This is a genomic window from Kitasatospora sp. MMS16-BH015 (assembly GCF_002943525.1).
Taxonomy (GTDB): Bacteria; Actinomycetota; Actinomycetes; order Streptomycetales; family Streptomycetaceae; genus Kitasatospora.
In genome coordinates this window covers 4,646,214-4,671,624 of the sequence record NZ_CP025394.1, presented here as the reverse complement: position 1 = coordinate 4,671,624, position 25,411 = coordinate 4,646,214, and the positions used below count along the sequence as shown (strand labels likewise).

Genomic DNA, 25,411 nt, shown 5'->3' with positions numbered 1-25,411 from the left:
CGAGGAGCGGGAAGCGGGGAGCGGGGAGCGGCGTGCGCGAGGCGAGGAGCAGCGTGCGCGAGGCGAGGTGCGGGAAGCGGGAAGCGGGAAGCGGGAAGCGGGAAGCGGCGTGCGCGAGACGGCGTGCGCGAGACGGGGTGCGCGACGGCCTGCCGATCGGTGTGCCGGGGAGGCCGGAGGCGGCCGGGGAGGACGGAGGTGGCCGGGCCGACGAGGGGGAGCGGCTCAGGAGGCGACCGAGAAGAGCTGCTTGTCCTGCCACTTGAGCAGCTTGTCGAAGGTCACCGTGGCGCCGCGCAGCGGGTGGTTGCGGAGTTGGACGTGGTCGGTGAGGGCGTGGATCAGGAAGAGGCCGCGGCCGCTCTCGGCGAGCAGGTCGGGCACGGTGTCGAACTCGGGGGTGCGGACCGGGGCGGCCGGGCGGCGCGGCGGGAGGACGTGGGTGTCGTAGGGGCCCGTGGTGCGCGGGCGGGTCGGGACGGGGGCCGGCAGGGTGGCCCGGCCGCGGCGGCTGCGGCGGCAGGCCGCCGGGCGGGCGGCGGCCGGGCGGCGCAGCCGGGGCAGCGGAGGCGGCAGCAGCGGGGTGGCGAGCGGCGGCAGGCCGGGGCCGGTGTCGGTGACCTCGATCCGGAGCCGGTCGCCCTCGATCGAGGCGGTGATCTGGAAGCCCTCGTCCGGGTCACCGCCCACCCCGTGCTCGACCGCGTTGGCGCAGGCTTCGGTCAGGGCCACCCCGAGGTCGTGGGCGACCTGCGGGTCGACCCCGGCGGTGTCCATGGCGCCGAGCAGGATGCGCCGGGCCAGCGGCACGCTGGCCGGGTCGCGCTTGAGGTGCAGAGTCCACCAGATGTCCACGGGAGGTCCCTCCTGGCTGCGGCTCCACATACAACTAGGTATCTCCGACCGATCTCGTGGTGAACCGTTCAGCGGGGCCGGTACCGCCCGTTCGGCGGATGGACTGGCGCAGCGCGCTGTGCCGAACGGCGCGTGCGGGCGGCCACGCGCCGGGGCCGAACGGGGCATTCTGATGTATTTCCGCACCCTCCCCGGACGGCTGCGGTAGGTGATGAGAGGATGACTCGGCCATGGCTACCGTCACCGTCCCCGCGCGCACAGGCGCCGCCGCCCCGGAGATTCCGGGCCCGGCCGCCGCCTGGGACCTGCGCGTGGCCCGGGCCGTGCCGTTCGCCCTGGTCTGCACGCTGGTCGCCGCCGCAGGTCACGCCCTGCTCGGCGCCGGTACGGTCTCCGCGCCCACGCTGGCCCTCGGCTTCACCGCCGTCTGCCTGCTCGCCGCGCTGCTCGGCGGCCGGGAGCGTTCGCTCACCGCCATCGCCGGGGCGCTCGGCGCGGGCCAGCTCGGCCTGCACCTGCTCTTCCACTACTGCGCGGGCCACCTCGGCGGCCTGTCGGCCGACCCGGCCCGGCCGATGGCCGGCATGGCCGGGATGCCGGGGATGGGCGGCGGCAGCAGCCCGCTGGCCCAGGTCGCCGGGCGGCTGCTCTGCGACGACGACCCGCACACCGGCCTGACCGCCGTGCCGGCCGGCTTCACCCCCGAGCAGGTGGTGAGCGCCGCCGGGCTCGACCCGCAGGCGTACGCGACCGCCGCGCCGCACGCCGCCTTCCTCGGCTTCACCCCGGCCATGCTGCTCGGCCACCTGGCCGCCGCCGTGCTGGCCGGCTGGTGGCTGCGGCGCGGCGAGGCCGCCGTCTGGCGGCTGCTCCGGCTGGCCGCCACCGCGACCAGGGACGCCGCGTACGAGGTGGCCCAGGAGTACGCGGCCCCGCTGCGCCGCGCCCTCGCGCTGCTCGCCGCCGCGCTGCTGGGCACCGCCGCCGGCCCGTACCGGCCGCAGGCCGAGCGCCCGGAGGACTGGGCGCTGCCGACCGCGGCCTCGCTGCGCCACACCCTCAGCCGGCGCGGTCCGCCGGCCGCCCTCCCGGCGCACTGACCCGGCCCCGCTCCGACCGACCGGAGGAGGCCCCGGGGTGCGCCGCGCGCACCGCCGCCCACGTACCGCGAGCACGGCTGCGTACCCGAGAGGTACGGCCGCGCACCCCGCGCACGGGCGGCGCCCACCCCACAGCCTCTTTCCGTGCACCGGCCCGCCCTCCTGCGGGGCGCCCGGGTGCCCTCCTGTCTGGAGTACTTCCATGCGCTTCACCTCCGCCCACCGCCTGGCCGCCACCACCGCCGTGGCCACCGCCGCCCTGGTCGCCGTGGCCTCGCCCGCCTTCGCGCACGTGACCGTGCAGCCCGGCCAGGCCGCCCAGGGCGGGTACACCGCCGTCGCCTTCCGGGTGCCGGACGAGAGCGACACCGCCTCCACCGTGAAGCTCGAGGTCAGCCTGCCGATGGACCACCCGATGGCCTCCGTCCGCACCCAGCCGCTGCCGGGCTGGACGGCCACCCTGGAGAAGTCCAAGCTCGACAAGCCGCTGAAGTCGCACGGCCAGGACATCACCGAGGCCGTCTCCAAGATCACCTGGACCGCCGAGCCCGGCACCAAGGTCGCACCCGGCCAGTTCCAGGAGTTCCGGGTCTCGCTCGGCGCCATGCCGGCCGACACCGAGAAGCTCACCTTCAAGGCGCTGCAGACCTACGACGACGGCAACGTGGTCCGCTGGATCGACGAGGCCAAGGAAGGCCAGGCCGAGCCCGCGCACCCGGCGCCCACCCTGACCCTCACCAAGGCCGACGCGGCCGGCGACCACCACGCCGCCGGCGGCGCCTCGCAGGACCAGGCCGCCGCCGCGAGCGGCAAGAGCGGCGGCAGCGACAACGCCGCCCGCACCCTCGGCGTGGTCGGCATCGTGGTCGGCGTGATCGGCGCCGCCCTCGGCGTCGCGGGCCTGCGCCGCAAGAGCAGCGCCAACTGACCCCCCGGCCGGCCGGGGCCCGAGAACCGGCCCCGGCCGGCCGGTGCACCACCAGCCGCACCACCCCAGATGGGACTCACCGCATGCCAAGCTCCCGACGCCCCCGCCTGCTGGCCGCCGCCGCCCTCGCGCTGACCGCCGCGCTCTCGCTGAGCGCCTGCGGCTCCGGCGGCGGCTCCACCGACGGCGCCGCCAAGGTGGTCAAGGAGACCAACAACTCCCCGTACCAGGGCACCGTGCTGAGCAAGCACTTCGACAAGCCCGACCTGGTGCTGAACGACACCTCCGGCCAGCCCTTCGACCTGCGCAAGCAGACCGCCGGCCACCCCACCCTGCTCTTCTTCGGCTACACCAGCTGCCCGGACGTCTGCCCCACCACCATGGGCGACATCGGCGTGGCGATGTCCAAGCTCTCGCCGGAGGAGCAGAAGAAGATCGACGTGGTCTTCGTCTCCACCGACCCCGTCCGCGACACCCCCAAGGTGCTGCGCACCTGGCTGGACTCGATGGGCAAGAACTTCGTCGGGCTCACCGGCGACCTGACGAAGGTCAAGGCGGCCGCCAAGCCGCTCGGCATCATGGTCGAGGACCCGATCGTCAACAAGGACGGCAGCGTGACCTCCACCCACGGCGCCCAGGTGCTCGCCTTCCTGCCCTCCGACGACAAGGCCCACCTGCTCTACCTGAGCGGGTCCAGCACCGAGACCTACACCCACGACCTGGCCCTGCTCGCCAAGGGGGTGCCCGCATGAGCCACCGGTTCCGCCGCACCGCCCTGCTCGGCGCCGGCCTGGCCGCCGTGCTCACCGCCGGCACCTTCCTGGTCGCCTGCGGCTCCGACGACAAGCCCGCCCCGAGCGGCGCCAGCGAGCTGAGCGTCTCCGGCTCCTACATACCGCTGCCGGCCACCCCCGGTGGGATGGGCGCCGGCTACCTGACGGTCAGCAACAGCGGCGGCGGGGACGACGAGCTGGTCAAGGTGAGCAGCCCGGAGGCCAAGTCGGTCACCATGCACCGCTCGACCGGCTCCACCATGGAGGAGGTGGAGGCGCTGCCCGTGCCCGCGCACGGCAGCCTGCGGCTGGACCGGGGCGGCAACCACCTGATGATCATGGGGTGGGACCGCAACCCCGCCGTGGGGGACCAGCTCGAACTGGACCTGACCTTCGCCAAGGGCGCCACCATCACCGTCCAGGTGCCGGTCAAGCCGCTCACCTACCGACCCGGGAGCTAGCCGAACATGTTGAGAAGGCTCGGGGCCCTGCTCGCCGCACTCGGCGCAGCGCTGATCCTGCTGGTGGCCGGCGCCGGCAGCGCCGCCGCCCACGCCACGCTGATCAGCACCGACCCGTCGCAGAACGCCGTGGTGCCGACGGCGCCCGCCGCCGTGACGCTCACCTTCAGCGAGGGCGTCTCGCTCGCCCCGGACTCCGTCCGGGTGCTCGGCCCCGACGGCAAGGCGGTCGACCAGGGCAACCCGGGCCACGCGGACGGCAAGGCCGACACCGCCCGCGTCCAACTGAACTCCGGCCTCGCCAACGGCACCTACACCGTGGCCTGGCGGGCCGTCTCCGAGGACTCCCACCCCGTCGGCGGCGCCTTCACCTTCTCCATCGGCGCCCCCTCCGCGACCACCGTCTCGGCCGCCGCCGTCGACACCGGCGGCAAGGCCGACCCGCTGGTCGCCTTCGCCTACGGCACCGGCCGGGTGATCGCCTACCTGGCCTTCGCGCTGCTGGCCGGCGCCGCCGCCTTCGTGCTGATCTGCTGGCCCCGGGGGGCCGGCGTGGTCCGGGTCCAGCGCCTGCTGATGGCCGGCTGGGTCGCCCTGCTGGTGGCCACGGTGGCCGTCCTGCTGCTGCGCGGCCCGTACGAACGCGGCACCGGCATCGGCCAGGCCCTCGACCTGAGCCTGGTCCGCACCACACTGGAGGAGCGGATCGGCACCGCCCTCTCGGCCCGGCTGCTGCTGCTCGCGGCCGGCGGGGTCTTCCTCTCCCTGCTGGTCGGCCAGCTGGGCGGCGCGCAGCCGGCGACGGAGCCGAACGGCACGGACCGGACGGACGGGACGGCGGACGAGGCCGGGGACGGGACTTCCGACGGGAGCGCGCGGGGGCGCGGCGCCCGGGACGGCGGGGCCGGCCGGCCGGCGCCGGGAGTGGGCTCCGGCGAAGCCTCGGGCAGGGCCGTCGAGGAGGCGGAGGAGGCCGAGCTGCGGAAGCTGGAGCAGCGGGCCGCCGAGCGGCCGTTGCGGGAGGCGCGGCTCGGGCTGGGGGTGGCCGGGCTGGTGCTCGCGATCGCCCTCTCGGCCACCTGGGTCGGGGCCGACCACGCCTCGGTGGGCATCCAGGTCGCGCTGGCGCTGCCGCTGGGTGCGCTGCACCTGCTGGCGATGGCGCTCTGGCTCGGCGGGCTGGTCACCGTGCTGGTCGGCCTCCGGCACGGGCTGGAGACGGCGGCGGTGCAGCTGTTCTCCAAGCTCGCGTTCTGGTCCGTGGTGGTCCTGGTGGTCACCGGCGTCTACCAGTCCTGGCGCGGCGTCGGCTCCTGGGGCGCGCTGACCGGCACCGAGTACGGCCGCCTGCTGCTGATCAAGACCGGCTGCGTGGTCGCGATGGTCGGCGTGGCCTGGTTCTCCCGGGGCTGGCTGACCCGGCTCGGCCCCGCCGAGGACACGGCAGCCACCACGGAGACCGGGACGGCGTCGCCGTCCGTGAGCACGCGGACCGAGGAAGCCGGCGCCGCCGATCCCGCCCGGGCCGCGCAGCTGGCGCGGCAGCAGGCGGCGGTGGCCAAGGCGAAGCAGCGCAAGGCCCAGGACGGGACGCCCGCGCGGGCCGGGCTGCGGCGCTCGGTGCTGGTGGAGGCCGGGGTCGGGGTGGCCGTGCTGGTGGTCACCACGATGCTGACCAACTCGCCGCCCGGGCGGGTGGCCCAGGCGGTGGCCGCCACCGGGAACGGGCCGGGGCCCGCCAAGGCGACCTCGGCGCCGAACGTGCCCGGCACCGTGCCGGGCAAGAGCGTGGAGCTCAAGCTGCCGTACAACACCGGCGGCAAGACGCCCGGCTCGAAGGGCACCGCCACGGTCGCCCTCGGGCCCGCCGCCACCGGGCAGAACGCCGTGCAGGTGACCATCGCGGACGAGAGCGGCAAGCCGGTGGCCGTGCCCGAGGTGCAGGTGGCCTTCACCCTGCCCGACCGCGACCTCGGCCCGCTCCCGGTCACCCTCCAGCCCACCGGCACCGGCCGCTGGAGCGGCACCGTCCAACTCCCGCTGGCCGGCGACTGGGTGGCCTCGGTGGTGGTCCGCTCCTCCGACTTCGACCAGGACACCCAGGTGAAGCCGGTGACGATCGGATGACCGGACCGACCCCAGCCGCCGCACCGAGCGGATCCACCGAACGGGACGATGCCCGCAGGGTGTCCCGGCGGGCCGTGCTCGGCGGGGCCGCCGCCGGGCTGGCCGTCGGGGCCGGCGGCGGGCTGGCCGGTGGGCGGGCGCTCGCGGGGGACGGTCGCAGTGGGGCGCTCGGCGCGCGCGGGGTGGCCTTCCGGGGGCCGCACCAGGCCGGGATCCTGGAGCCGCAGCAGGCGGCCGTACAGCTGGCCGGGTTCGACCTGGAGCCGGCCGCCGGCCGGGCCGGGCTGCAGAAGCTGCTGCGCCGCTGGTCGGCCACGGCCGAGCGCCTCACCCTGGGCGAGGAGCTGCCCGAGGACGACCTGGTCGCGGCGGACGCCGGGCCCTGCTCGCTGACCGTCACCTTCGGCTTCGGCCCGACGCTGTTCGACAAGGCCGGGCTGACGGCCCGTCGGCCGGCCGCGCTGACCCCGCTGCCCGCCTTCCCCGAGGACGCGCTGGACCCGGCCCGCTCCGACGGCGACCTCTGGCTGCAGATCGGCGCGGACGACGCGCTGGTGGCCTGGCACGCGCACCGCGCCCTGCTGCGCGCCGCCGCCGGGCTGGCCCGCCCGCGCTGGCAGATGGCGGGCTTCAGCCGCACCCCGGGGGCGACCGGCAAGCCGCTGACGGTCCGCAACCTGATGGGGCAGCTGGACGGCACCAACAACCCGCAGCCGGGCTCGGCGGGCTTCGACGGCCTGGTCTTCGCGACCGGACCGGACTGGCTGGCCGGCGGCACGTACCTGGTGCAGCGGCGGATCCGGATGCTGCTCGACAACTGGGACAACCTGCCGAGGGAGCGTCAGGAGCGGGTGATCGGACGGCGGAAGACCGACGGTGCGCCGCTCTCCGGCGGCACCGAGCACACCCCCGCCGACCTGGCCGCCCAGCGGCCGGACGGCACCCTGGCGATCGCCCCGGACGCCCACATCCGGCTGGCCGCCCCGGCGGCCAACGGCGGGGCGGCGATGCTGCGGCGCGGCTTCAGCTACGCGGACGGCCTGCGCCCCGACGGCACCCCCGACGCCGGCCTGCTCTTCCTGGCCTTCCAGGCCGACCCGGCCCACGGCTTCGTCCCGGTCCAGCAGCGGCTGGCCCGCGGCGACGGCCTCTCCCGCTTCCTCCGCCACGAGGCGAGCGGCCTCTGGGCCGTTCCCCCGGCCGCCCCCGCGGGCGGCTACGTGGGGCAGCAGCTGCTGGAGGGGTGACTGTAGACCCCGGCCGGGCCCGGTGCCCGGCCTTCGGACGTTATCGGTGCGCTATGCGGGCAGCTGTCTAAGCTGGCTCACCCAACCCAGTTTCGCGACGGAGGCGGCATGTCGGCGACCCGCTACACCTATCTCGGGCCCGAGGGCACCTTCACCGAGGCCGCGCTGCGCACGCTGCCCGAGGCGGCCACCCGGGAGCTGGTGCCGCTGACCTCGGTGCCGGCGGTGCTGGACGCGGTGCGGGCGGGGGATGCCAGTGGGGCGTTCGTGCCGGTGGAGAACTCGGTGGAGGGGGCCGTCACCGCGACCAGTGACGAACTGGCCGCCGGGTCGCCGCTGATGATCTACCGCGAGGTGCTGCTGCCGATCACCTTCGCACTGCTGGTGCGGCCGGGCACCACGCTGGCGGACATCAAGACGGTGACCAGCCACCCGGTGGCGCAGCCGCAGGTGCGCAAGTGGATCGCCGCCAACCTGCCGGACTCGCGCTGGGAGTCGGCCGCCTCGAACGCGGACGGCGCCCGGCTGGTGCAGGAGGGCCGCTTCGACGGGGCCTTCGCGGGCGAGTTCGCCGCACCGCTGTACGGGCTGGACGTCCTGGTCTCCGACATCCACGACGCCGCCAACGCGACCACCCGGTTCGTGCTGGTCGGCCGCCCGGGCCGGGTCTCCTCGCCGACCGGGCGGGACAAGACCTCGATGGTGGTCTGGCTGCCGGACGATCACCCGGGTGCGCTGCTCGAGCTGCTACAGGAGTTCGCGGTGCGCGGGATCAACCTGATGCGGATCGAATCCCGACCGACCGGCGAGGGGATCGGCAACTACTGCTTCCTGATCGACTGCGAGGGGCACCTCAGCGAGCGGCGGGTGAGCGAGGCCCTGATGGGGCTCAAGCGGATCTGCCCGCAGGTGCGCTTCCTCGGCTCCTACCCCCGGGCCGACGAGGGGGCGTCCTCGCTGCGCCGGCCGGGCACCTCGGATCAGGACTTCAGCGCGGCGGCCGACTGGCTCTCCCGCTGCCTGGACGGTCGCGGCGAGCTCTGAGCGGTCATTTCCCGGCCGAAACGGTCCTTTTCGTAACAGCGCCGGAGTTCACCCGGGCGGTGCAACCACCGCCCGGGCGGGTGGGCGGACGGTGACCGTTCATCCACAGGCCGGGGTCGCTTTCCACAGGCTGTGACCACCCACAGTTATCCACAGCCCTGGGGATGAGTCGACAAACCGGCATATACATTGGGGGAACTGGTCAGATCATCTGATAGCGCCGCAAGGTCCACCAATCGGACCAATGTCAGCTCGGATCCACCATTTCACCGTTCCGAGTGAGCGAATTACCTCACCTGAGAAGGTGTATCGAGGTTTCAAACCTCAATTCCTCGGTAGCGCGCCACTTCTTCCCCCGGTCCAGCGGCTCTCCACAGCCCGCCCGCACAGCCTGTGGACAACTCCCTGGGCGTCGGATTCCCACCATGGTTATCCACAGATTCGGGCCGGTTGTCCACAGGCGGGCAAACCATTCCGGTCCGGGGCCCCCGCCCCGGTAGGCTGGGCCCCGTGATTGACCTTCGCCTGCTCCGTGAGGACCCCGACCGAGTGCGCGCCTCGCAGCGCGTCCGTGGTGAGGACGTCGACCTCGTCGACGCCCTCCTCTCTGCCGACGAACGGCGCCGGTCGTCGGGCAGTCGCTTCGACGAGCTCCGCAACGAGCAGAAGACACTGGGCAAGCAGGTCGCCAAGGCCCAGGGCGACGAGAAGGCCGCGCTGCTCCTGCGCACCAAGGAGCTGGCCGCCGAGGTGAAGGCCGCCGACGCCGAGCAGTCGGCCGCGAAGGAGGAGGCCGACCGCCTGCTCCGCTCGCTGGCCAACCTGATCGACCCGGCCGCCCCGGTCGGCGGCGAGGAGGACTTCCTCACCCTCGAGGAGATCGGCACCCCGCGCGATTTCGCGGCCGAGGGCTTCGAGCCCAAGGACCACGTCGAGCTGGGCCAGATCCTCGGCGCCATCGACACCGAGCGCGGCGCCAAGGTGGCCGGTTCGCGCTCCTACTACCTGACCGGCGTCGGCGCGCTGCTCGAGCTCGCCCTGGTCAACATGGCGATCGCCCAGGCCACCGCGGCCGGCTTCATCCCGATGATCACCCCCGCGCTGGTCCGCCCGGCCGCGATGGACGGCACCGGCTTCCTCGGTCAGGCCGCGGAGAACGTGTACTTCCTCGAGGAGGAGGACCGGTACCTGGTCGGTACCAGCGAGGTCCCGCTCGCGGCGTACCACATGGACGAGATCATCGACGCGGACAAGCTCCCGCTGCGGTACGCCGGTTACTCCTCCTGCTTCCGCCGCGAGGCGGGCACCTACGGCAAGGACACCCGCGGCATCATCCGGGTGCACCAGTTCGAGAAGGTGGAGATGTTCGTCTACACCACGCCGGAGGAGGCCGAGGCGGAGCACCGCCGCCTGCTCCAGTGGGAGAAGGACTTCCTCACCGCGCTCGAGCTGCCCTACCGGGTGATCGACGTCGCCTCCGGCGACCTCGGCGCCTCGGCCGCCCGCAAGTTCGACATCGAGGCCTGGATCCCGACCCAGGGCAAGTACCGCGAGGTCACCTCCACCTCGAACACCACCGAGTACCAGTCCCGCCGCCTCTCCATCCGGATGCGCGACGAGAACGGCGTGCGTCCGCTCGCCACCCTCAACGGCACCCTGGTCGCCGTGCCGCGCGTGATCGTGGCGGTCCTGGAGAACCACCAGCAGGCCGACGGCTCCGTCCTGGTGCCCGAGGCGCTTCGCCCCTACCTCGGCGGTCGCACCGTCCTGGAGCCCGTCAAGTAGCCGCCACCGGCGGGCCCCCGCCGGAGCAGAACCCCCTGGGAGACGTACGCCAGATGAGCATCACCGGCCAGCACCGCCCCGACTCCCAGGGGGCCTCCCCCGAGCTGCCCTACCGGTTGGTCGCCACCGACCTGGACGGCACGCTGCTCAGCACCGCCGAGACGGTCTCCGAGCGCACCAGGGCCGCGCTGGCCACCGCTCAGGCGGCCGGGGCCGTGCACATCATCGTGACCGGCCGCGGCGCGACCTGGGCCCGGCCGATCTTCGACGAGATCGGCTACACCGGTCTGGCCGTCTGCGGCCAGGGCGCCCAGGTATACGACGCGGGGGCGCACAAGCTGCTCACCTCGCTCACCCTGGACAGGCGCCTGGCCGCCACCGCGCTGGCCAAGATCGAGGCCGAGACCGGCACCCTGGCCGTGGCCGCCAGCGAGGACGGGCTGGACGGCTCGGTGCTCGCCGGGCCCGGCTACGCGCTGAAGATCGGCTCGGACCTGCCGATCGTGCCGACCGATCGCAGTGACCTGCTGGCCACGCCGGTCAGCAAGCTCTACATCCAGCACCCACGGCTCAGCGACGACGAGCTGGCCGAGTGCGCGCACCAGGTCGCCGGCCACCTGGTGGGCGTGGTGATGGCCGGCCCCGGCGTGGTCGAGCTGCTCCCGCTCGGCCTGACCAAGGCCACCGGCCTGGCCGTGGCCGCCCACCGCCTCGGCGTGAAGGCCCGTCAGACCATCGCCTTCGGCGACATGCCCAACGACGTCCCGATGTTCGGCTGGGCCGCCCACGGGGTCGCGATGGCCAACGCCCACGCGTCGCTGTTGGCCGTGGCCGACGAGGTGACGGCCGGCAACGATGAGGACGGCGTGGCCGTCGTGCTCGAACGCCTCTACGGCAACCACTAGGGGCGCGGGGAACTGCGCGAGGGCGGAAGACAACCGGCCTGTGGCCTACCGCTGCGCGCAGTTCCTCGCGCCCCTAGGTGTGTGCAACTGGATCAGAGTGGGAGTCTCAGCGACCCCTTCTTCCGATCTCGCGCAGTTCCCCGCGCCCCCGGTGGTTACCCGTAGGAGACGTTCGAGCAGGGGTCGTCGTCCGCCGAGCGGGCGGCTGCGGCGACGCTGCTGGGGAGCGGGCCCGGGGCCGCCGCGGCAGGGGCCGAGGGGGCGGCGGGGGCTCCGCCGTTGTCTGCGGCGTAGTCCTTGCCCAGGACGAGGCTGACGCCGGCGGCCTTGGCGGGCTCCAGGGTGGCGCCGGGGAAGAGCCCGGCCACGGACTGGGCCGCGGCCTTCTCGCCCGGGCCGTACTGGATCACGGTGGTGGCGTGGTTCTGCGAGGCCGCGTTGCCCACCGTGGAGACGGTGAACTTGGAGGCCTTGAGGGTGGCCGCGGCCTTGGTGGTCAGGCCCGGGGTGGTGGTGCCGTTGTAGACGCCGACCCGGATGCCGGTGCCCTTGACCGTGGCGGGTGCCTCGGCCTGGGTGGGCGGCTGGGCGGCCGGCGGGGCCGAGGATGCCTCGGCGGCGGCCGAGGGGCTGGCGCTGCCCGCGCTGGCGTCCTGGCCGTCAAGGGTGCGGTCGGCCTTGAGGGCGGCGAACAGCTGCGTGGTGTCCGGCTGCACCAGGGCGACCCGGGGGCCCTCGTAGCGCCACGGGGTGGTGACGAACTTGATGTCGTGCAGGTCGATGTCCTTCATCGACAGCGCGAAGGAGAGCAGCTTCTGGGCCGAGCCCAGGCCCTCGTCGACGGTCAGCGACTTGGTCGCGGCGTCGGCCAGCGGGAGCAGCGTGGTGGGGCTCATGCCCTTGGTCTTGACGTCCTTGATCAGCGCCGACATGAAGGCCTGCTGACGCTTCATCCGGCCGATGTCCGAGCCGTCGCCGACGCCGTGCCGCAGCCGGACGTAGTCGAGCGCCTGCTGACCGGCCACGGTCTGCACGCCCTTGGCGAAGATCTGCTTGCCCTTGTGCCCGAGGTTGGGGTCGAGGTCGCCCTCGTAGATGGCGTTCGGCATGCAGACCTCGACGCCGCCGACGGCGGCCGTCATCGAGGCGAAACCCTCGAAGTTGACCACCATCGTGTGATCCACCCGGAGGTTGGTGAGCTTCTCGACGGTGTTCTGGGTACAGGCCGGGTTGCCCTGGTCGGTGTCGCCGACCGAGAACGCCGAGTTGAACATGGTGTTCTTCTGCTCTTCGGTCCACTTCCCGCTGGGCAGCTTGCACTTGGGGATGGTGACCAGGGCGTCGCGGGGGAAGGAGATGCCCACGGCGTGCTTGTGGTCGGCGTAGACGTGCAGCAGGATCGTGGTGTCCGAGCGGGCTCCCCCGTCGCCGCCGCCGCCGAAGTCCTTGTTGTTGCCGCCGCGCGAGTCGGAGCCGATCAGCAGGATGTTGATCGGGGTGTGCCCGTTGGCGTCGGCCGGGGCGGCGTCGGGGCGGTCGGCGCTCAGGCCGTCCTTGCCGAAGGTGTTGATGTTGCCGTTGAGCTTCCAGTAGATCGCCCCGCCACCGGCGACCAGCAGCCCCAGCGAGCCCACGGCCACCCAGACCACGATCTTGCGGCGGTTCTTCTTCTTGCCGCGCTCGGCCGCCGCGCGGGCCGCCGCTCGGCCGCCGTTCTCCGGTCCGCCGGGGCCGCCCGGCCCGCCGGGGTTGCCCGGCCCGCCGGGGTTGCCCGGTCGGCCGCCCTGCTGGGCCCGTCGGGCCTCGGCCCGGCCGCCCGGGCGGGGGATGTCGGCCCGGGTGCCGCCCTGTCGGGGCACGGCGCCGTAGGAGGAGTAGGGCGCGTCGTCACGCAGCGGCGCGTCGCCCTGGTACGGCGACTCGTCGCGCCACCATCCGGCGTCGTGATCGGACGACCCCGTCCTCTGGCCTGACATTCGTACACCCTTCACCGGCCGACAGGTACTGCCCCCGTCACCAGAGCGGTGCCCGGAGACGGGCGCCCCAGGCCGACCGAACCTGCCGCCCGCCCCTCGGGGCCGGGCGCCGTACCGTACGGACGCGTAGAGCTTCAGCGGAGCATATAAAGGCAACATTGCGGAGTCACTGCCTGGGCTCCCGATTGGCCAATCATCCAACACGGCGGAGGTGCCGACGGACCGCGTCCACCGGGTTGACGGTGGGCACGGTCCGTTCGGCGGGCGGTGGCTCAGCCCCGGCGGCGCCGGTGGGCCACCGCGAGGACCAGCAGGGCCAGCCCGGTGCACAGGCCCGCGAGCAGCCCCGTCCGGTAGACCTCCACCCCGGTGCCCGGCAGCGGCTTCACCGGCTTGACCGGGGGTTTCGGCGGGATCGGCGGCTGCGGGGGCACCACGGTCCGGTCGTACACGGGTGTCAGGGTCGAGCAGCGCGGGTCCACCGCGCCGGGCGCCCGCAGCCCGCGGGCCGCCGCCCGGGCCGGCATCGGCAGCGGGCAGTTGCTGCCGCTCGCCCCCGCCAGGTTGACCAGGCCCTGCCCGATCGGGGTGGCCGCCTGTGCGGTCACCGTGTACGTGATCGAGACCGAGCCGCCGGCCGGGACGGTGCCCTGCCAGCTGAGCAGCGGGCTGGTGAAGACCGGGTCCGGGCCGCTGCTCGAGGTGGCGTTGCCGTTGTACCGGGCCCAGGGGAGCACCTTGGTCAGGTCGTCCTGGATCACCGCGCCGGTGTAGTCGGCGGTGCCGGTGTTGACGGCGGTGATCCGGTAGCCGACCACCTCACCGACCTTGACGCTGCCCGGGGTGGCGGTCTTGGTGAGCACCAGCTTGGCCAGGGTGGTCACCGTGGTGCACTCCGGCGCCTGCCGGTCGGGGCGGCAGTTGCTGTTCTCCCCGCCGACCACCGAGTTCCGCAGGCTGGTCACCCCGGCCGGCAGCGGCTTGCGGATGGTCACCGAGTAGGTGACCGTCACGGTGTCGTCCATCCGCAGCATGGCCGGGCCCCAGCCGAGGGTGGGCTCGGTGTAGACCGGGGCGGCCACCGGGTCGCCCGCCGCGCTGGTCGCGGTGGCGTTCCGGTCGTAGCTCGCCCCCTTGAGCACCTCGGTCAGGTCGTCGGTGAGCCGGGCCTCCGGGTAGTCGGCCCCGCTGAGGTTCTGCACGGTGATCCGGTAGGTGAGGGTGTCGCCGGGGGCCGGGTTGGCGGGCGAGACCGTCTTCGCGATCTTCGTGGCGAACTTCAGCCGGTCGACGATCATGTCGACCTCGGTGGTGCAGCGCGGGTCGGTGGAGCCGCTCGCGCAGTTGCTGTCCGGCGCGGTCACCCTGTTGTGCACCGGTGTGCCGTTGCCGCCGGTGGCCCGCAGGCTGTAGGTCAGCACCACCGAGCCGCCCTTGGGCACGTCGCCGGTCCAGGTCAGCTTCGGCGCCGCGTAGACCGGGGCCGGGCCGCTGGAGGCCTTGGCGTCGTTGTCGTACCGGGCGGCCGTGAGCGGGTCGCTCAGGTCGTCCACCACGGTGGCGCCCCGGTAGTCCACCCCGCCGGTGTTCCGCACGGTGACGGTGTAGGTGAAGGTGTCACCGGCCCAGAGCACCGGCTTGTCCACCGTCTTGGTGACCTCCAGCCCGCGCAGCAGCACCACCGCGCTGCAGGCCGGGTCGGTCGAGCCCGGCGGGCAGACGCCCGGCACGTTGGTCGAGACGCTGTTGCGCAGCTCCTCCGCCCCCGCCGGGGTCGGGTCGGCCGTGGTCACCGTGTACCGGATCACCACCTGCCCGCCGGCCGGCACGGTGCCGGTCCAGCTCAGCCTGGGCGCGGTGTACGTGGGCGCCGCCCCACTGCTGGCGGTGGCGTCCCCGTTGTACCGGGCCCCGGTCAGCACCTTGCTCAGGTCGTCGGTGAGCCGGAAGTCGGCCTGGTCGCCGGTGCCCTCGTTGGTCACGGTGACGGTGTACGTGACGGTCCCGCCCGCCCGCACCACCACCGGGTCGGCCTTCTTGACCACCTTCACGCTGGGCGTCGGCACGGTGGTGGTGCAGGCCGGGTCGCCCGAGTCGGCGCGGCAGTTGCTGTGGTCGGCGGTGACCTTGTTGACCAGTACCGTCCCGGCGTTGGTGACCGAGACCGAGTAGGTCAGCACCACCTGGCCGCCCTTCGGCACGGCGCCCGTCCAGGTCAGCTTCGGCGCCGCGTAGGTCGGGTTCGGCGCCGTGGTCGAGGCCGCGTCGTCGTTGTACGTCGCCCCGGTCAGCACCTTGGTCAGGTCGTCCGTGACGGTGACGTTCGGGTCGTCGGCGTCGCCGGTGTTCTTCACCGTCACCGTGTAGGTGATCCGCTCGCCCGCCCGCAGCGGCGTGGTCGCCGTCCGGTCGGCCGTCTTGAGGATCTCCAGCCGGGGCAGCCTGGTGCTGGTCGAGCACTTCGGATCGGTCGACCCCGGCGGGCACTGCCCGGGGATGTTGGTCGCGACGGCATTGGTGAGCGTGGTCCCGTCGGCCGGCACCGGGTCCTTGACCGTCACGGTGTACGTGATGGTCACCGCGCCGCTCTTGGGCACCGCCCCTCGCCAGGTCAGCAGCGGCGCGGTGTAGCTCGGCGCCGGGGCCGTGCCGGCAGCGGCGTCGTTGTTGTACGTCGCGCCCTTCAGCACGTTGGTGAGGTCATCGGTGATCTGCGCGTTCGGGTAGTCGGCCTCGCCGGTGTTGCGGGCGGTGATGGTGTAGGTGACCGTGCCGCCCGGCTTGGGGTCGGCCGGGCTGGCCGTCTTGCGCACCTCCACCTTGGCCAGCGGCACCTCGTTGGTACACGCCGTCTTGCAGGTGCTGCCGTCGGCCTGCACCTTGTTGACCAGCTTGCTGCTGCTCGCACCCGTGGCCGTGACGCTGTAGGTGATCGTCACCGTCGCGCCCTGCGCGACCGTCCCGGTCCAGGTCAGCTTCGGCGCAGCGTACGTGGGCGTGGGCGCGGTGGTCGAGGCCGCGTCGTTGTTGTAGGTAGCGCCCGTCAGCACCTCGGTGAGGTCGTCGGTGATCTGCGCGTTCGGGTAGTCCGCCTGGCCGGTGTTCTTCACCGTCACCGTGTAGCCGACCTTGTCACCGACCCTGGCCGGGTTGGGAGTTGCCGACTTGGCGATCTCCAGCCTCGGCACCTTCGTGCTCGTCGAACACTTAGGATCCGTCGCACCCGGCGGGCAGACCCCGGGCACGTTCGTCGTCACCGCGTTCGTCAACGTGGTCGCACCCGCCGGCACCGGATCCTTCACCGTCACGCTGTACGTGATCGTCACCGTCGCGCCCTGCGCCACGGTGCCCGCCCAACTCAGCTTCGGGGCGGCGTAGGTGGGCGCCGGCGCGGTGCTCGCCGCCGCGTCGCTGTTGTAGTCGGCACCCCGCAGCACATTGGTCAGGTCGTCCTCGACCTGGACTCCGACGTAGTCGGCCTGGCCGGTGTTGGCCACGGTGATCGTGTAGGTCAGCTTGCCGCCCGGGAGCGGGCTGGTCGGGGCGGCCGTCTTGGTCACGCTCACGGCGGCGACCGGGGTGGTGGTCGTGCAGTTGGGGTCGGTCGAGCCGGAGACGCAGTTGCTGCCGTCGGCCGTCACCTTGTTGACCAGCGAACCCGTCGCCGTGGTCTTCACGGTCACCGAGTAGGTCAGGACGACCCGCGCACCCTTGGCCAGGTCACCGGTCCAGGTCAGCTTCGGCTCCGCGTACGTGGGGGCCGAACCGACCGTCGCCGTAGCATCGTTGTCGTACGTAGCGTTGGTGAGCACATCCGTCAGATCGTCGACGATGCTCGCACCGGGGTACGCGGCGTCGCCCGTGTTGGTGGCCGTCACCCGGTACACGACCTTGTCGCCGACCTTCGCCGGATTCGGCGAGGCCGTCTTCATGATGTCCAGGCGCGGCAGTTTCGTACTGGTCGAGCAGTTCGGGTCCGTCGAACCCGGCGGACACTGGCCAGGAATGTTGGTCGTCACGGCATTGGTGAGCGTGGTGGCCCCGCTCGGCACCGGGTTCTTCACCGTCACGCTGTAGGTGACGGTCACGCCGGTGCCCTTGGCCACCGTGCCGGACCACCTCAGCTTCGGTGCGGCGTACGTGGGCGTCGCGCCGGTGGAGGCCGAGGCATCGCCGTTGTAGTCCGCGCCCGTCAGCACGTTGGTCAGGTCGTCCTCGATCCGGGCGTCGGTGTAGTCGGCCTGGCCCGCGTTGGTCATCGTCACGGTGTAGGTGAGCTTGTCGCCGGGCTTGGGCTCCTTCGGCGAGGAGACCTTGACGACGGTCAGCGAGGCCAGTGGCACCTCGTTGGTGCAGCCGTCCTTGCAGGTGCTGCCGTCGGCCGAAACCTTGTTGACCAGCAGCTTGCTGCTCGCACCCGTGGCCGTGACGCTGTACGTGAGCGTCACCGTGGCGCCCTTGGCCACCAGCCCGGTCCAGGTGAGCTTCGGCGCCGCGTAGGTCGGCGCCGGCGCGGTGGTCGAGGCCGCGTCGTTGTTGTACGTCGCGCCGGTCAGCACCTCGGTGAGGTCGTCGACCACCTGGGCGTTCGGGTAGTCGGCGTCACCCGTGTTGTGCACCGTCACCGTGTAGGCGACCTTGTCACCGACCCTGGCGGGGTTGGGAGTTGCAGTCTTCGCGATCTCCAACCTCGGCAGCTTCGTACTCGTCGAACAGTTCGGATCGGTCGACCCCGACGGGCAGACCCCCGGCACGTTCGTCGTCACCGCGTTCGTCAGCGTGGTCGCACCCGCCGGCACCGGGTCCTTCACCGTCACGCTGTAGGTGATCCGGACCGAGCCGCCGGCCGGGACGGTGCCCGACCAGGTGAGGCGTGGTGCTGTGTACGTCGGGGCCGAACCGGCCGTGGCTGTCGCGTCGTTGTTGTAGTCGGCTCCCCGCAGCACGTTGGTCAGGTCGTCGTTGACCTGGGCGCCGAGGTAGTCGGCCTGGCCGGTGCCGGTGAGGGTCAGGGTGTAGGTGAGCTTGCCGCCCGGCAGCGGGTTGGTCGGGGCGGCCCGACCAGGCCGAAGGTCAGGGCCAGCACCAGCAGCCCCCGCAGGGCCCGCGCTGCGAATCTCGACACCGACTTGCTCCTCGGCCACCGGTCACCGCCCGGCCGCTGCCGGATCACCGGTAATCCGATCAACGCATTCAGTGATCACCCGACAGCCACACGCGGCCCGTCGCCCGCTCGCAGCAGCGCCGCCCACCCGTCCGGCGCATTCGTACGACCACTCACCCACCTCAGTTGTAGGATGACCGGGCAATCGGTTGTAGGATGACCGGGCAAGGACAGGTGTCGACCGGGAGGGAGTGCGGCGTGAGCGGGAACGACGGGCTACAGGCCCCCGGGCGGCGGTCGTTGGTGGACGCGGCGATCGAGCAGCTGCGGGAGCAGCTGAGCGCCGGGGCGTGGCCGGTGGGGGCGAAGATCCCGACCGAGCACGAGCTGGCCGAGCGGTTGCAGGTGGGGCGCAACACCGTGCGGGAGGCGATCCGGGTGCTGGTGCACGCGGGGATGCTGGTCTCCCGGCAGGGTGAGGGCACCTTCGTGCGGAGCACCAGCGACCCGGCGGCGGTGCTGCGCGGGGTCCAGCGCTCGGGCGTGCGGGACGTGCTGGAGGTACGGGCCGCGCTGGAGGCGGAGGCCGCCCGGCTGGCCGCCGTCCGGCACACCCCCGAGGACATCGCGCGGATGCGCGCCGCCCTGGCCCGCGAGGCCGAGGTGATGGCGGCGCAGCCCGAGCGGGCCGGCCGCGAGGCCACCGTCGAGCACGACCTGGAGTTCCACACCGCCGTGGTGGAGGCCGCGCACAACCCGGCGCTGACCGAGGTGTACCGGTACTTCGGCGCCTCCGTCCGCGAGTCGATGCGCACCGCCTTCGGCGACCACGAGATGCCCGAGGTGGCCATCGCCACCCACGCGGCCCTGGTTGACGCGATCGAGAGCGGCGACCCGGACCGGGCCGAGGCCGCGTGTCGCGAGCTGCTCGCGGAGCCTACGGCCGCCGTGGAGCAGCTGATCGCCGCCATCGCCGCGCGGAAGTAACGCGCGCCGCCGCCTTCGCAGGCGGCTCCTTCACGCCCCCCATTCCCAGCACCACTCTGCCCGGAGCACACCCCACCATGTCGGTCACCCGCGCGTATCAGCCGGTCGTCGCCCCAGTCGTCCGTACTCGCACCAGGCTCGCCCACCCCGCCCTGCTGCTGGCGGGCATCGTGCTGGTCGCGCTCAACATGCGCGCCTGCCTGGCGGCGATCTCGCCGATGGTCGGCGAGATCCAGCGCACCTTCGGCCTCTCCACCACCGCGAGCGGCCTGATCACCACCATCCCGGTGCTCTTCCAGGGCCTGGGCGCCCCGCTCACCCCCCGGCTGACCCGCCGGTTCGGCACCGAGCGGGTGGTGCTCGGCGCCGTGCTGGTGCTGGGCGCGGGCGTGCTGCTGCGGGTGCTGCCCTCGGTGGGCGCGCTGTACGCGGGCTGCGTGGTGATCGGCGTGGCGATCGCCGTCCTGAACGTCTCGATGCCGGGCCTGGTCAAGCGCGAGTTCCCGCAGCGGGCCGCGACCATGACCGGGGTCTACTCCACCGCGATGCTGGTCGGCGCCACGCTGGCCGCCGGTGTCTCGGTGCCGCTGGAGAAGGTGCTCGGCGGCGGCTGGCAGGCCTCGCTGGGCGCCTGGTCGCTGCTCGCGCTGATCGCCGCGGTGGCCTGGCTGCCGCAGGTGCTCCGAGCCCGGGCCCTGCCCGTCCCGGCCGCCGCCCAGACCACGGCCCAGGCCACGGCTCAGGCCACCCCCGGGCCGGCCAAGCCGATCGAGGGCATCTGGCGCGCCCGGCTGGCCTGGCAGATCAGCATCTTCATGGGCATCTCCTCGCTGCTGGTCTACATCCTGGTCGCCTGGATGCCGACCATCCTGGCCGAGCACGGCATGGACCGCGGCCAGGCCGGCCTGGTCTTCGCCTTCAGCAACCTGCTCCAGGTGGTCGGCGCCTTCCTGGTGCCGATGATCGCCGGCCGCCTGACCCACCAGAGCTGGCTCGCGGTGGGCATGGCCTCGCTCAGCGCGCTGGGCATCACCGGTCTGCTGGTCGCCCCGGTCTCCGGCGCCTGGGTCTGCGCGGCGGTGCTCGGCGTCGCCCAGGGCGGCTCGCTGGGCCTGGGCCTGGCCTTCATCGTGCTGCGCACCCGCAGCGCCGCCGGCGCCGCCCAGCTGGGCGGCATGAGCCAGGCGGTCGGCTACCTGGTGGCCGCGGCCGGCCCGGTCGGCGCGGGCGCCCTGCACCAGCTGACCGGCGGCTGGAACGTCACCCTGGTGCTGATGCTGGTACTGGCCGGCGTCGCCGCCGTGGCGGGCTTCGGCGCGGGCCGCGACCGCTCGCTCTGATCACCGGGAGCCCTCTGCCGTCAGCCGGACCGTTCGGCTGACGGCAGATTTCGCTGTACGGGGGCCCGGTCGGTGCGCGAGATTGACCGCATGCGACTTCTGATGCTCGGAGGGACAGGCTTCGTCGGACGCGCCGTCGTCGAGGAGGCCGTGGCCCGGGACTGGTCCGTGACCGTGCTGCACCGGGGCAGCAAGCCCACCCCGGCGGGGGCCACCGTGCTGCACGGCGACCGGACGGCCCCGGACGGCCTGGCCGCGCTGGCCGGCGGCGAGTGGGATCTGGTGGTGGACACCTGGAGCGCCCGCCCGAGCGCCGTCCGGGATTCGGCGGCGGCCCTGGCCGACCGGGTGGGGCGGTACGTCTACGTCTCCAGCTGCTCGGTCTACGCCGAGCCGGTGGACCACGCGGCGGCCGAGGCGGGCGTGGCCGTACCGGCCTCGCCGGACGACGAGGTGGGGGCCGAGTACGCCGCCGCCAAGCGGGGCGGGGAGCTGGCCGTGGAGGCCGCCTTCGGCGCCGAGCGCTCGCTGCTGGTGCGCAGCGGCCTGATCCTCGGCCCCGGCGAGGACATCGGCCGGCTGCCCTGGTGGCTCAACCGGATCGCCCGCGGCGGCCCGGTGCTGGCGCCGGGCCCGGCGGAGCTGCCGCTGCAGTACGTGGACGTGCGCGACCTGGCCGTCTGGTCGCTGGACGCGGCGGTGGCCGGCCTGAGCGGCCCGTACAACCTGGCCAGCCGCACCGGGCACGCGAGCATGCGGGAGCTGCTGGAGGCCTGCGTGGCGGTGACCGGCTCGGACGCCGAGCTGCGCTGGACGGACCCGGAGCCGATCCTGGCCGCCGGCGTCGCGCCCTGGATGGACCTGCCGGTCTGGGCCCCGCCCGGGAAGTACCACGACTTCCTCTACCGGACGGTGACCGAGAACGCGCTGGCCGCCGGTCTGCGCTGCCGCCCGGTGACGGAGACGGTGGCCGACACCTGGGCCTGGCTCAGCGCGCTGGGCGGCGTCGCCCCGCAGCGGCCGGACCGCCCGGTGCTCGGGCTCGACCCGGAGCGCGAGCGGCAGCTGCTCGGCCTGGACTGAGCGCGGCGGGCCCGGCGCCACGGGGGTGCACCGGGCCCGCCGCGCTCACGCGGCCAGAGAGCTCACGCGGCGACAGCGCGCACGCGGCGACAGCGCTCAGCGCTCACGCGGCTCACTCGTCCGAGGCGAGGGTGAGCCCGGCCAGCTTGACCGAGGCCAGCACGGTGGCCGCCACCGTGACGATCACCAGCAGCGGGACGGCCGCGCCGAGCGAGACGTGCGCGGTGAGGGCGTCCTCGCTCGCGGTGGCCTTGGCGATCGAGAGGCCCCACTGCTGGATGGAGAGCGTCTTGGCGCCGTCCACGTAGCTGCCGATCAGACTCTCCCAGATCAGCGCGTAGGCCAGGCCGGCCACCACGGCGTGCCGGGTGACCACGCCGAGCATCAGGAAGACGGCGCTGTACGCGGCCCCGGCGACCAGGGTGCCGAGGAAATACCCGGCCGCCAGGCCCTCCTGGGTGCCGTACAGGATCAGGCCGCTGACCAGCATCGGCACGGCCGCGACCAGCCAGGTGGTGCCGATCGCCACCGCGAGCTTGGTGGTGATGATCTGCCAGCGGGGCAGCGGCTTGGCCAGCAGGTAGACGATCGAGCCGTCGTCGATCTCGGTGGCGATCACGCCGGTGCCGATGATCAGGCCGAGGATCGGCACCAGGGTGCCCAGGCCGAGCTGGCCGAGCACGCTCACGGCGAGGTCGTGCTTGTCGGCGCCGGTGCTCCGCCCGATCACCGAGATCAGCAGCAGGACGACCGGGACGATCAGCAGCAGGACGCCGCGGCGGCTGCCCAGCAGACCGCGCACGGTCAGCCGGGCGACGGTGGTGTTCACGGTAACGGTCCCTTCCGGGGCGGGGGTCAGGAGGCTGCGAGGCCAGGAGGCTGGGTCAGGAGGCGACGAGGTAGGAGAAGACGCTCTCCAGCGACTCGTCGGCCGGGGAGACGGTGTAGAGCCGGATGCCCGCCTCCTGGGCGACCTTCGGCAGCAGGGTGGTGAAGCCCTGGAAGTTGATCGCCTGGATGCGCAGCGCCCGCTCCTGGTAGTCCAGCTCGATCCCGGCGGTGGAGCCGTCGGCGATCAGGGCGGCGGCCAGCCGGCGGTCGTCGCTGGAGCGCACCAGGTACCGGTGCGGACGGTCCGTCATCAGCCGGCGGATCTCCCGGAAGTCGCCGGAGGCCGCGTGCCGGCCGGCCACGATCACCTCGATGTGGCGGGCCAGCTGCTCCACCTCCTCCAGGATGTGCGAGGAGAAGAGCACGGTGCGGCCGTCGGCGCCGAACCGGCGCAGCAGCTCCATCAGCTGGAGCCGCTGGCGCGGGTCCATGCCGTTGAACGGCTCGTCGAGCAGCAGCACCGCCGGGTCGTGCACCAGCGCGGAGGCCATCTTGACCCGCTGCTTCATGCCCTTGGAGTAGGTGCCGGTCTTCCGCTCCTGGGCGTACTCCATCTCGACCAGGCCGATCGCCCGCCTGGCCGCCGCGCCCGGGTCGGGCAGGCCGTGCAGCTCGGCGTTGGCCAGCACGAACTCCCAGCCGGTCAGCTGGTCGTACATGGACTCGCGCTCGGGCACCAGGCCGATCGAGCGGTAGACCTCCTGGTTGCGCCAGATCCGCGCGCCGTCCAGGGTGACCGCCCCGGCCGAGGGGGCGAGGAAGCCGCTCATCAGGTGGATCAGGGTGGACTTGCCGGCGCCGTTGGGGCCGAGCAGGCCGGTCACGCCCGGGCCGATGGTCATCGAGACGTCGTTGACGGCGACCACGTTGCCGAACCAGCGGGAGACCTTGTCGATGGTGATGACAGCCATGCCGGGCCCTCAGATCTTCCGGTAGCGGCGGCCGGTGAGCCCGTAGGCGCCCACCACCAGGACGAGCATCTCGGCGGCGAAGACCACCAGGCCGAGGGTGCCGGGGGCGTGCATCGCCCGGGCGTCGTCGGCCAGGCCGAAGAGCTGGGTGACGAAGGAGTCGACCAGCATGGACGGCGAGAGCAGCCCGGCCCAGTCGGCCGACTCGGCCGGGTGCAGGTCGAAGCCGCCGCTCAGGCCGAAGACGATCTGGGCCACGATCCGGCTGATCACCAGCACGCCCATGATCGCCGCCACCCCGAAGCCCCGGCGCGGGGTGCTCGCCGCGATCAGCAGCGCGACCGCCGAGTACAGCAGCGCGTAGAGCAGCGCGGTGAGCAGGCCGATCAGGAAGTGGCCGAGGTTGTGGCCGAAGTCCATCCCGGCCAGCAGCGAGCCGACGAACATCACCAGCAGCGGCAGCCCCATCACGATCATCATCGCGCTGACCATCGCGGCGAACTTCGCCCGCACGTAGTCCTGCCGGGTGATCGGGCGGGAGAAGTAGAGCGGCATGGTGTGGTGCCGCAGGTCGCGGGAGAGCAGCACCGGTGCCTGGGCGGCCACGAAGATCTGCACCAGCAGACCGGTGACAGCCAGGAAGGCGGGGTAGTCCACGCCCAGCTGGGGCAGCTTGGACATGATCGCGAAGGCGACCAGCATCCCCGCCACCAGCACCGGCAGGCCGAGCATCAGCATCGGCACCACCTTGGACTTGCCCGAGCGGCCGAGGCCGAAGGCCGCCCGCAGGCTCTGGGTGTAGAGCGAGCGGGTCGCGTAGCCGCGGCCCAGCCGCGGGCCCTGGTACGAGCGGTACCCGATGTCGTGGATCACCCCGGTGTCGGGGCGGCCCGCGCTCTTCGTCTCAGGCGACATCCTGCGCCCCTCCGCTCGGCTGGTCGGCGTCCGTACGGTCGCTGGTGAAGATCTCGGCGACCCGGTGGCGGCGCTGCTCGAGCCGGACCAGGCCCAGGCCGAGCTCGGCCACGGTGTCCCGGACGGTGTCGTAGGTGGAATCCCCCGCGAGCTCGACCAGCAGCACCCGCGAGCCGTCCGCCGAGACGCTCAGCCCGGCGGCGGTCAGGCGGTCGCGGACGGCCGCCTCGGCGTCCAGGGTGCGGTCCTCGGGGTGGTCGGTGACCTCCACCGCGAGCAGCTGGGTGGCCTCGGTGAAGGAGGCCGTGGAGGAGGAGCGCAGCAGCTTGCCGCCGTCGATCACCACCAGGTGGTCGCAGGTGCGCTCCAGCTCGCCGAGCAGGTGGGTGGTGACCAGCACCGAGATGCCGAACTCGGTGTGCACCCGGCGGATCAACGCCAGCATCTCGTCCCGGCCGACCGGGTCGAGCCCGTTGGTCGGCTCGTCGAGCAGCACCAACTGCGGGTCGTGCACCAGGGCCTGGGCCAGCTTGACCCGCTGCTTCATGCCGGTGGAGTACCCGCCGATCGGGCGGTACCGCTCCTCGTACAGGCCGACGTGCCGCAGCGTGTCGGCCGTCCGCTCGCGCGCGGCGGCGGCCGGCAGGCCGGACATCCGGGCCATGTGCACCACGAACTCGGTGGCCGACACGTCCGGCGGCAGGCAGTCGTGCTCGGGCATGTACCCGACCCGCTCGCGGATGGCCGGGCCCTCGGTGGCGATGTCCAACCCGAGCACCTGCCCGGTGCCGGAGGTGGCCGGGGAGAGCCCGAGCAGGATCTTGATGAGAGTGGACTTGCCCGCGCCGTTCGCCCCCACCAGGCCGACCACCCCGGGCTGCACCGCTACGGTGAGCTGGTCGAGGGCAGTGACCCGGGGGAACCTCTTGGTGAGGCCGTCCGTCTTGATGACAGTGGACACCTGCCCAACCTAACGGCC

Annotated in this window: 19 protein-coding genes; 12 read left to right on the top strand and 7 right to left on the bottom strand. The window is 73.1% G+C overall.

The genetic code is table 11. The annotated features are described in order from the left end of the window. Nucleotides 1–225 precede the first annotated feature (225 nt). Entirely contained in the window at nt 226–855 is a 630-nt protein-coding gene (locus tag CFP65_RS20155) for an ATP-binding protein (protein WP_174805555.1), read from the bottom strand. 230 nt (nt 856–1,085) lie between these two features. Between CFP65_RS20155 and CFP65_RS20150 the strand changes: the two genes are divergently transcribed. From CFP65_RS20150 to CFP65_RS20110, 9 genes are all read left to right on the top strand, one after another. Beyond that, entirely contained in the window at nt 1,086–1,955 is an 870-nt protein-coding gene (locus CFP65_RS20150; protein WP_254552478.1) for a hypothetical protein, read from the top strand. 202 nt (nt 1,956–2,157) lie between these two features. Continuing rightward, on the top strand, nt 2,158–2,883 hold the full coding sequence (locus tag CFP65_RS20145; RefSeq protein WP_104817484.1) for a YcnI family protein: 726 nt from the start codon (nt 2,158–2,160) through the stop codon (nt 2,881–2,883). A gap of 83 nt (nt 2,884–2,966) precedes the next feature. Next, complete coding sequence (locus tag CFP65_RS20140; RefSeq protein ID WP_104817483.1) at nt 2,967–3,635, top strand: SCO family protein; 669 nt, start codon at nt 2,967–2,969, stop codon at nt 3,633–3,635. After that, nucleotides 3,632–4,117, top strand: a complete 486-nt coding sequence (locus CFP65_RS20135) for a copper chaperone PCu(A)C (RefSeq protein ID WP_104817482.1) — start codon at nt 3,632–3,634, stop codon at nt 4,115–4,117. The genes CFP65_RS20140 and CFP65_RS20135 overlap by 4 nt, the downstream gene beginning before the upstream one ends. Nucleotides 4,118–4,123: 6 nt before the next feature. Beyond that, on the top strand, nt 4,124–6,244 hold the full coding sequence (locus CFP65_RS20130) for a FixH family protein (protein WP_104817481.1): 2,121 nt from the start codon (nt 4,124–4,126) through the stop codon (nt 6,242–6,244). After that, nucleotides 6,241–7,491 carry a Dyp-type peroxidase gene (locus CFP65_RS20125; RefSeq protein ID WP_104817480.1) on the top strand — a complete coding sequence of 417 codons (1,251 nt, stop codon included), beginning with the start codon at nt 6,241–6,243 and terminating at the stop codon, nt 7,489–7,491. The genes CFP65_RS20130 and CFP65_RS20125 overlap by 4 nt, the downstream gene beginning before the upstream one ends. Before the next feature lie 108 nt (nt 7,492–7,599). After that, nucleotides 7,600–8,535 carry a prephenate dehydratase gene (gene pheA, locus CFP65_RS20120; RefSeq protein ID WP_104817479.1) on the top strand — a complete coding sequence of 312 codons (936 nt, stop codon included), beginning with the start codon at nt 7,600–7,602 and terminating at the stop codon, nt 8,533–8,535. A 510-nt stretch (nt 8,536–9,045) separates the two neighbouring features. Beyond that, nucleotides 9,046–10,320: a serine--tRNA ligase gene (serS, locus tag CFP65_RS20115; protein WP_104817478.1), complete on the top strand. Its 1,275-nt coding sequence runs from the start codon at nt 9,046–9,048 to the stop codon at nt 10,318–10,320. 53 nt (nt 10,321–10,373) lie between these two features. Next, nucleotides 10,374–11,225: an HAD family hydrolase gene (locus CFP65_RS20110; RefSeq protein ID WP_104817477.1), complete on the top strand. Its 852-nt coding sequence runs from the start codon at nt 10,374–10,376 to the stop codon at nt 11,223–11,225. A 155-nt stretch (nt 11,226–11,380) separates the two neighbouring features. Here CFP65_RS20110 and CFP65_RS20105 read toward each other — a convergent pair whose 3' ends face one another. Beyond that, nucleotides 11,381–13,201, bottom strand: coding sequence for an LCP family protein (locus CFP65_RS20105; protein ID WP_104817476.1), 1,821 nt, complete (start codon nt 13,199–13,201; stop codon nt 11,381–11,383). 272 nt (nt 13,202–13,473) lie between these two features. Beyond that, nucleotides 13,474–18,345, bottom strand: coding sequence for a DUF11 domain-containing protein (locus CFP65_RS20100; RefSeq protein ID WP_104817475.1), 4,872 nt, complete (start codon nt 18,343–18,345; stop codon nt 13,474–13,476). Between the two features lie 218 nt (nt 18,346–18,563). Between CFP65_RS20100 and CFP65_RS20095 the strand changes: the two genes are divergently transcribed. The 3 genes from CFP65_RS20095 (at nt 18,564) to CFP65_RS20085 (ending at nt 21,715) form a co-directional block, all read left to right on the top strand. Continuing rightward, nucleotides 18,564–19,292, top strand: coding sequence for a FadR/GntR family transcriptional regulator (locus CFP65_RS20095; RefSeq protein ID WP_254552477.1), 729 nt, complete (start codon nt 18,564–18,566; stop codon nt 19,290–19,292). A 77-nt stretch (nt 19,293–19,369) separates the two neighbouring features. After that, a complete protein-coding gene (locus CFP65_RS20090) occupies nt 19,370–20,632 on the top strand; it encodes an MFS transporter (RefSeq protein WP_104817473.1) in 1,263 nt (420 codons plus the stop codon). Between the two features lie 90 nt (nt 20,633–20,722). Then, nucleotides 20,723–21,715: an NAD-dependent epimerase/dehydratase family protein gene (locus CFP65_RS20085; RefSeq protein ID WP_104817472.1), complete on the top strand. Its 993-nt coding sequence runs from the start codon at nt 20,723–20,725 to the stop codon at nt 21,713–21,715. A gap of 112 nt (nt 21,716–21,827) precedes the next feature. On the opposite strand, the gene CFP65_RS20080 is transcribed toward CFP65_RS20085, so the two are convergent. From CFP65_RS20080 to CFP65_RS20065, 4 genes are read right to left on the bottom strand one after another with little or no spacing between them, the layout of a single operon-like run. Beyond that, nucleotides 21,828–22,544 carry an ABC transporter permease gene (locus tag CFP65_RS20080; RefSeq protein ID WP_104817471.1) on the bottom strand — a complete coding sequence of 239 codons (717 nt, stop codon included), beginning with the start codon at nt 22,542–22,544 and terminating at the stop codon, nt 21,828–21,830. A 55-nt stretch (nt 22,545–22,599) separates the two neighbouring features. Further along, on the bottom strand, nt 22,600–23,517 hold the full coding sequence (locus CFP65_RS20075) for an ABC transporter ATP-binding protein (protein ID WP_104817470.1): 918 nt from the start codon (nt 23,515–23,517) through the stop codon (nt 22,600–22,602). A gap of 9 nt (nt 23,518–23,526) precedes the next feature. After that, a complete protein-coding gene (locus tag CFP65_RS20070; RefSeq protein ID WP_104817469.1) occupies nt 23,527–24,432 on the bottom strand; it encodes an ABC transporter permease in 906 nt (301 codons plus the stop codon). Further along, on the bottom strand, nt 24,422–25,393 hold the full coding sequence (locus CFP65_RS20065) for an ABC transporter ATP-binding protein (protein WP_104817468.1): 972 nt from the start codon (nt 25,391–25,393) through the stop codon (nt 24,422–24,424). The genes CFP65_RS20070 and CFP65_RS20065 overlap by 11 nt, the downstream gene beginning before the upstream one ends. Nucleotides 25,394–25,411 lie beyond the last annotated feature (18 nt).